Source organism: Rhodospirillales bacterium RIFCSPLOWO2_02_FULL_58_16 (assembly GCA_001830425.1).
Taxonomy (GTDB): Bacteria; Pseudomonadota; Alphaproteobacteria; order Rhodospirillales; family 2-02-FULL-58-16; genus 2-02-FULL-58-16.
In genome coordinates, this window is record MIAA01000010.1 from 1 (window position 1) to 7,775 (window position 7,775).

Sequence of the window (7,775 nt, forward strand, 5' to 3'; positions counted from 1 at the left end):
GGGCAGAATTGGACGCGAAAATCGCCCCTCAGGGGGTCATTATTGCAAGCGAATTTACACTAATGGCCTTATCATTCCGCCTGACACGACGAATGGGCAAAATGGCTGGCGGAAAATCAGTCGTCGGGGTCGAGAATTGGGTGGCCGTGAAGGCGTTATCCGATATCAAGAAGCATCGATGCTGCCGAAGGCCCTTCTGCATCCTGTTATCGTTGAGAAGGCCTTGGTGAGCTTCACGAGGGGGGAATACGACACTGCAGTTTTCCAGGCGTTCAAACAGGTCGAAATCGCTGTCCGCGAGGCTGGTGGGTATTCAGACAAGGATTTTGGGATGCCTCTGGCCCGCAAGGCTTTTGATCCGAAGAAGGGGCCGCTTTCGGATATGGATATACCCGAAGGCGAGAGGGAGGGGTTGCAGTCGCTAGTTGCCGGCGCCCTCGGCTCATACAAAAATCCGCACTCGCACCGTTCCGTGACAATTGAAGACCCAACTGACGCTGTTGAGATGATTATGCTCGCCAGTCACATCCTGCGGATTGTGGATTCAAGGCTGTCGAAGGACGTTGGGACTTCTCCAGCCTCGACCATTTGAAGGATCCAGACAATCTGGTGCCGCTGTCAAGTGATGCAGGAGTGAGAAAGTGCAAAAATGTATCGACCAAGACTTCCCCTGCCAAAACCCTGACTATTCAGATTTTGACAGAACCGCGAAGCTGGAACTTAGAAACCCGCTCCCAGCGAGCGGTATCGTCAACCAAAGTTGGTATTGTAATCCTGTTCCAACGGATGAAATCTTCCAGATTGGTGATCTGAAGTCCTCAAAATTCTTGAGACCAATGCGTGGTAAAATTGGCATCTACCATTTGTGGAGAGAATACGAGCATTGTGACGACCACAAAACTCATACGATGCAATGCGAATACGTTGGCAAAGGCCCTCCAAACATCAGAGTAGCCGAGCACATCAAAAAAAATGGCTGAGTGGCGTGACACTGTTTGTGACCTTTCACGAGTGCGAAAACAGACTGGCAAAATACTACGAACAGTTGTTCTTGGACACTTACCAGTTCGACCTGAACGAAAACGAGAATAATGGTACGAAGATTTTATACGCTGTTTGGGATGATGAACGTTTCTCAATTGGCACGCATTTGAACGAGATCAGCAGCTACAGTAAGATGAATAGCCCAGATGATTGGTGAATTTTTGCATGCTAGGGGCCATCGCCGGAGACATGATCAGTAGTGTTCAGGTGATGGCGGGTTTGGGTCATGCCCGGAAGTTCAACAAATGGCCTGGGTCCGTCCGGTTTCTGGGGCACTTCCAAAGTGGGCGCCCAAAAAGCGGGTACCGCCATTACCCCGGCCCAGCATTACGCAGAGCTTCGCCCCCTCTTGCTTCCACAGTGCTTCCACGGATGCGATTGAATGATTAGCCCCAGAATCAAAAAGCCCGTAACCATTTGAGGTTACGGGCTAATTTGGTTGCGGGGAGAGGATTTGAACCTCTGACCTTCAGGTTATGAGATGGAACGCCCCCCCCCCCTCCGTGCCAATGATGGTGAGAAATCGCCTCCCCCGGAAGTTTTAGAGCACGTCAGGATTGACGCGAATCGTTTGGGATGATTCACTATTCCCCCATGATGTTGTGGCTAATGGCATGGGAGATACGATATGGGGTATGGTCATTCTCTTGATCTACGCAGACGGATTATTAAAGCTGTGCAGTCCGGGAGTTCGGCGCGGGCGGCGGCGCGGCGGTTTGGCGGTTTGGCGTGAGTGCTTCGAGTTCGATTATTCTTGTCGGGCAGTGGCGCGAGACGGGGAGCCTGCATCCGGGACAGATCGGCGGTCAGAAGAAGCGGAAACTCGCCGGTCGAGAGGATTGGTTGCATGCAGTTCTGGCGGCTGAACCTGATATTACCTTGTGCGAACTCCGTGACCGCTTGGCCGCCGAAGGGATCGTGATATCGCGCCAAAGCATCAACGACACACTTCATACGCTGGGCTACTGCTTTAAAAAAAACCGCGCATGCGGCAGAACAAGAACGTGCAGATGTGGCGGCCAAGCGGCGGAATTGGCGTAAATGGCAGAGCCGGATTAGGCCAGATCGTCTTGTTTTTATTGATGAAACCGGAGCCAAAACCAACATGACCAGACTTCGGGGGCGCAGCTTGAAAGGTCAACGTCTTCGTGCCGCCGTGCCTTGGGGTCACTGGAAGACAACCACCTTCGTCGCCGCACTGCGGACAACCGGCTTGACGGCTCCGATGGTTCTGGATGGCCCCATGAATGGGGACTGGTTCAAGGCCTACATAGAACAGGTGCTTGCTCCCGGTCTGGCCCCCGGCGAAATCGTGGTCATGGACAACTTGCCCAGCCATAAGGTTGCGAGGGTGCGCGAGGCAATCAAAGCGGTGGGCGCATTCCTGCTCTACCTGCCGCCCTATTCCCCGGACCTCAATCCCATCGAACTCGCATTTTCGAAGCTCAAGGCCCTATTGCGAAAAGCCGCAGCAAGATCCGTAGACGACCTATGGCGCGTCATCGCCGAATCGCTCGACAAATTCCCCCCTCACGAATGCGCCAACTTCCTTAAACATGCCGGATATGATCGGCATCAATCCTGACGTGCTCTAGCCTTCAGGCATAGAACGCGGCTGACACGCATGGCTCCCCATGGTAGATGATGGTCATGGCTGACCATGACGCCCTTTACCACCGCTTGTTTTCTCATGCCGGGATGGTGGCGCAACTACTCAGGGAATTCGTCGCCGAACCCTGGCTGGAAGAACTCGACCTTGCCGCCATGGAACGAGTGAACGCCAAGTTCCATGGACCGGCGGGCGAGCGCCGGGATGGCGACGTGATCTGGCGCATCCCGTCCCGCGACGGCTCCGACGTCTACTTGTATCTGCTGCTGGAGTTCCAATCGACGCCCGAGCGCTGGATGGCGCTTCGGGTGATGGTTTATGTGGGCCTTTTGTGGCAGCAATTGGTTCGGGAGAAACGGCTCGCTCCTGACGGTCGTTTGCCGCCGGTTCTGCCGCTGGTTCTATACAACGGCGATCCGCGTTGGGCGATGCCGCTCACATTGCGGGAGCTGATTGCCCTGCCCGGCGAATCTCCGTTCTGGCGTTGGCAGCCTGAAATGGCGTATCATATGCTCGACGAAGGCGCCTATGCCGCCGATGACTTGGCAAGGCGGGATTCGCCGGCGGCGCTGTTGTTCCAACTGGAGCACTGCCGGGATGCGGATGAATTGATCGGCTTGGTCGATGCCTTGATCGGCTGGTTCAAGGGTCACCCGGGCTTCGAAGCGTTGAAGCCGGTGTTTGCCACGCTGGCGGGACGGCTGGTGACGATGGAGGAAGGCGCCGGAATCGGCGCGCAGGTGTCGGAAAATTTACTGGAGGTGCGGACTATGCTGGCGACACGGATGAACGAATGGAAGCAGGAGTGGAAACGGCAGGGAATCCAGGAAGGACGCCAGGAAGGACGCCAGGAAGGACGCCAGGAAGGACGCCAGGAAGGACGCCAGGAAGGACGCCAGGAAGGAGAGTCTGTCGTTCTTGTACGCCTACTTGAACGCCGGTTTGGAAGCTTACCCGGCTGGGCGCGGGATAAAATCACGCAAGCTGACACAGAAACTCTGGAGGAATGGAGCCTTCGTATCTTGGAGGCGAAATCCCTTGAAGACGTGCTCCGCTGAACTTGGTCACGGTGGCCTCGAAGCTCTGCCATCGGCAGAGTAGGCTTGAAAGTGTAATTTCATGGCGATGAGGATGCGGAAAATCTCCGCTTAGCGTCAAGCAGCACCGTAAAGAACCTGATTTTATTTGGTCGTAGTTCGATCCCGGCATCCATCGCTTATCCGATCTGACCTGCAATTCGTCTGCAAACATCCCGTCATCGGAACAGAGAGGGTTGGTTCCCGGTTCCTTTCCCTCCGCCAGTTGCTTCAAGCAAACGCGCTCTCTCGTCCGTGGTCAGGAATAAGCGAATGACCCTGACCTATAGCCATTGCGTATTGCTCCTTGGACTATTACCCTTGTGCTTGTGGTATTTTGGTTTCTCCGGTGGGGTCCATGGGAAACGAGGATTTAGAGAAACGCATCGTTTTCCCGGCGGGGCTGACAGGCAATTCCGGCGCAGCCGATGCGCACGCCGATGCCTGGAAGTTGCTCAGGCTGCTGGCGGCGTCCGAATCATGCAGCCTTGACAACATGCGCCTGATCCGCTGGGAGAGGCTCCGCGCATCTCCAGACAAGCGCCGGGACGCCGACGACGCGGCCATGACGTTGCGCGCCGGCATAGAGGAACTGCTTTCTCCGCAAAGCGAATGTATCCGCTACGATGACTTCAGTTTCCTTGTCGTCTGCCGGGACGGCTCCGACATCGGCTTGTTCAATTCGGTAAACGGCCTCGTTGATACGCTGGGCGCGAGAATTTCCGGCCATGCCGGGCCGATCCGGGTATTCAGGCCGTCGAGCGTGGAGGAGGAGGGATTCGGATTTATCCGCGTTCATGACGAAATCCCCGCCGCCGCTCCGCCGCCGGCTTCAAGAATGGTGCTGGCGGACCCCGAGTTCCGCTACTACCCGCTGTGGGACGTGCGCGGCAACGATGTGTTCTGCTACCTGTGCGAACCCCTGTGGGATGTCGGCGGCGGAGAGTTCCTGTCGGAGGATTCCTTGCCCGGCCTTTTCACCGATCCCCTGCGCATTCTCGCTCTTGACCTGGAGGCCCTGCGCAAGGCGGTCGCCCAGATCGAGGATGCGATTTCCCGGTATGGCGTCATGCAAATATTGGCGCCGGTCCATTTCCAGACTCTCGCCGACGCCGGAAACGGGAAGAGTTATATCAATCTCTGCAAGAAACTGGTCTGGTCCGTGCTGGATTATGTGTTCTTCGAGATCGTCAAGCCGCCTGCGCTTCTCGACAGAACGGCGGTGGAGGAAGCCGTCAGTCTTGTCAAACCTTACGGCGGAGGCGTCATGCTCAGGGTCGAGCCGGGTTTCGACGGCTTTGACATGGTTCCCGCCGACGCCGTTCTTTCCCTTGGGATGGACTTCAGGGGAGGCGGGCGGGACGAGCGGGAAGTCATGGCCGAACTGAAGCGGTTCGCCGGCAAAGCATCGGAATGCGGCGTGCGCAGCCATGCCCACGGCCTGGAAACGATCACCCTCAGCGCCGCCGCCGTCAGCGCCGGCTTCGACTACGTCGGCAGCGAAGACCTCGCCCAGGCGCTGGACAGCAGGCAGCCCGAAGACGACAAGTCAAAGCCGATCGGCATGCTGAAAACGCTCCTGAAAACGAGGCAGACGTGAAACGGGCATTATCATGACGCAAAGCTTCCGACTCGTTCGTTATTTCACGATCACCGGCTTCATCGCCATTGTGACGGCGATCATCGTTCTCGGCCTGTTGTACAAGACGGTCGCCGAGCGGGACATAATGGATATGGTGGAGCGGGAAAACGTCGTGCGCACCCGTGCCATCGTCGACAATCTCTGGACCGGCATCGAACCCCTCATCTATCGCCTGGAAGGCCTGGAAGGAGAAGCGTTGCGCGGCCATCCCGCCGCCGTCGAAATCATGTCCCGCATAACCGGCGGGCTGAAAGAACGCTTCACGCTGCTGGCCAGCACCGCCGTGAAGATCAAGATATTCAGCCCCAGGGGATTGACGGTGTTTTCCACCGACAACGCCGACATCGGCAAGGATGGTTCCCATGACGCCGGGTTCATCGCCGCCGTCGCCGGCGACGTTTACAGCAAGCTGGCTCATAAACATACGTTTCTTTCCCCGAGAGGAGAGCATGAACACCTCAACATGATCGAAAGCTATATCCCCATTCGCCATGGCGGCCCGGAAACCCCCATCGAGGCGGTCTTTGAACTCTACTACGACGTTACCCCCGTCGTCCGGCGCATCGGCCAAACCCAGATATTTGTTATCATCGGCGTGACGCTGACGCTGCTGGCGGTTTACGGCGCTCTTATCATGATCGTCGTCCGCGCCGACCGCGTCATCCGGCGGGCGAACAAGTCATTGCTGGAAAGCGAGGAGCGGTTTCGTTCCGTCGTCGATTCGTCCAGGGACGCCATCATCGCCATCGATGCCCACGGCGTCGTCGTTTCATGGAACAACGGCGCGACCTCCGTCTTCGGCTACGACAGGGACGAGATGATAGGCCGAACGGTGGCGCTTCTTATACCTGAACGCTACGAAGGCGCTCACGAGGCCGCCCTGAAACGTATCCGCGAGACCGGCGAGGTCCGCCTTATCGGCAAGACCGTTGAATTGGCGGGGCGGCGCAAGGACGGAGCGGAGTTTCCGCTGGAGCTGACGCTCGGCATGTGGAAGGCGGGAGAAAAAGTCTATTACAGCGGGATCATCCGCGACATCGCCGATCGCAAGGAGGCGGAGCGGCAACTGGGCCAACGCCGGAAAATGGAATCCATCGGCAACCTGTCCGGCGGCATCGCCCACGAAATCAACAACATGCTGCTGCCTATCCTGGCCCTGACCAGCATGATGGCCGACGATTATCCGGCAGACAGCAAGGACCGCAAAAAAGCGGAAATAGTCCTTCAGGCCGCCGAGCGGATAAGGGATTTGATAGCCCGGCTTCTGACCTTCAGCCGCCTTGATGAACTCGAACGGCAAAATATCGATCTGTGCGCGGTGGTCGAGGAAACCGTGGGACTTCTTCGCTCCACCATTCCCAGGACCGTCGGCATCGAAGACAGGCTGGATAAAGGAACAGGAATCGTTTTTGGCGATGCTTCGCAGATCAAAACGCTTCTGATAAATCTGGCGGTCAATTCGGCGGACGCCGTGAAAGGCGGGGCCGGCAGGATTGAAATCATCCTCGAACGGGCACGGGCGGACGAAGCATCGGTTAACAAGATTCAAGGCCTTAAACCCGGCGCGTGGGCCAAGCTTACGGTCAGGGATAACGGCTGCGGCATGGACCAAAAGATAGTGGAACATATTTTTGATCCCTTCTTTACAACAAAGGAGGTGGGCGAGGGAACGGGGCTTGGCCTGTCCATTGTCCACGGGATCGTCACCCGGCACGGCGGCGTCATCGACATTTCCAGCACACCGGGGGTGGGAACTAATATTGATATATATCTTCCTTTGATTGAATCTGCTAAGATCGTCTAGCGGCGGATGCCGAGGTTTCTATCAACAAGTATAACTATGGTGTTTGAATATGGCGCGCATTCTGGTGATTGATGACGAGGAACTGGCCCGCTTCACCCTGCGGGAGATACTTGAGAACGCCGGCCATGAAGTTTCCGAAGCAAGAAACGGCAACGAAGGCATTGCGTTCCAGAAGGCGACGCCCTTCGATCTTGTCATCACCGATATCATCATGCCCGAAAAGGAAGGCGTGGAAACCATCATCGAGTTGAAGCGCGACTATCCCGGCATCAGGATCATCGGCATTTCCGGCGGCGGCAGGACCCGCAACCTGGATTTTCTCAAGCTGGCCGAGCAATTCGGGGCGGCGCGGGTGCTGGCGAAACCGTTCACGGAAGACGAACTTCTTGCGTGCGTCAACGCCTGCCTTTCCGGGTGAATCGGGCGAGTGCTTCCATTAGCGCCCGGCGCGTTGACTGAAAGAAGCACCGTTTTATGGACCACAGAGGCGCCGAGACACAGAGAAAGATAGAGAGAGAAAAAAGGCGGTAAGAAAACTTCGCTTAATCTTCTCTGCGCCTTTGTGCCTCTGCGGTCAAAACACATAGGCCGATAACGCCC

Annotated in this window: 7 protein-coding genes; all 7 read left to right on the top strand. The window is 56.7% G+C overall.

The window, feature by feature from the left end; translation table 11 throughout:
- The first annotated feature begins 178 nt into the window (after positions 1 to 178).
- Positions 179 to 592: a TIGR02391 family protein gene (locus A3H92_01820; protein OHC76181.1), complete on the top strand. Its 414-nt coding sequence runs from the start codon at positions 179 to 181 to the stop codon at positions 590 to 592.
- Positions 593 to 985: 393 nt separating this feature from the next.
- Positions 986 to 1,201, top strand: coding sequence for a hypothetical protein (locus A3H92_01825; protein ID OHC76182.1), 216 nt, complete (start codon positions 986 to 988; stop codon positions 1,199 to 1,201).
- A 1,056-nt stretch (positions 1,202 to 2,257) separates the two neighbouring features.
- Positions 2,258 to 2,629, top strand: coding sequence for a transposase (locus A3H92_01830; protein ID OHC76185.1), 372 nt, complete (start codon positions 2,258 to 2,260; stop codon positions 2,627 to 2,629).
- A gap of 65 nt (positions 2,630 to 2,694) precedes the next feature.
- A complete protein-coding gene (locus A3H92_01835) occupies positions 2,695 to 3,711 on the top strand; it encodes a hypothetical protein (GenBank protein ID OHC76186.1) in 1,017 nt (338 codons plus the stop codon).
- A gap of 376 nt (positions 3,712 to 4,087) precedes the next feature.
- Complete coding sequence (locus A3H92_01840; protein OHC76183.1) at positions 4,088 to 5,329, top strand: hypothetical protein; 1,242 nt, start codon at positions 4,088 to 4,090, stop codon at positions 5,327 to 5,329.
- A gap of 13 nt (positions 5,330 to 5,342) precedes the next feature.
- A complete protein-coding gene (locus A3H92_01845) occupies positions 5,343 to 7,175 on the top strand; it encodes a hypothetical protein (protein ID OHC76184.1) in 1,833 nt (610 codons plus the stop codon).
- A 49-nt stretch (positions 7,176 to 7,224) separates the two neighbouring features.
- Positions 7,225 to 7,593 carry a hypothetical protein gene (locus A3H92_01850; GenBank protein ID OHC76187.1) on the top strand — a complete coding sequence of 123 codons (369 nt, stop codon included), beginning with the start codon at positions 7,225 to 7,227 and terminating at the stop codon, positions 7,591 to 7,593.
- Positions 7,594 to 7,775 lie beyond the last annotated feature (182 nt).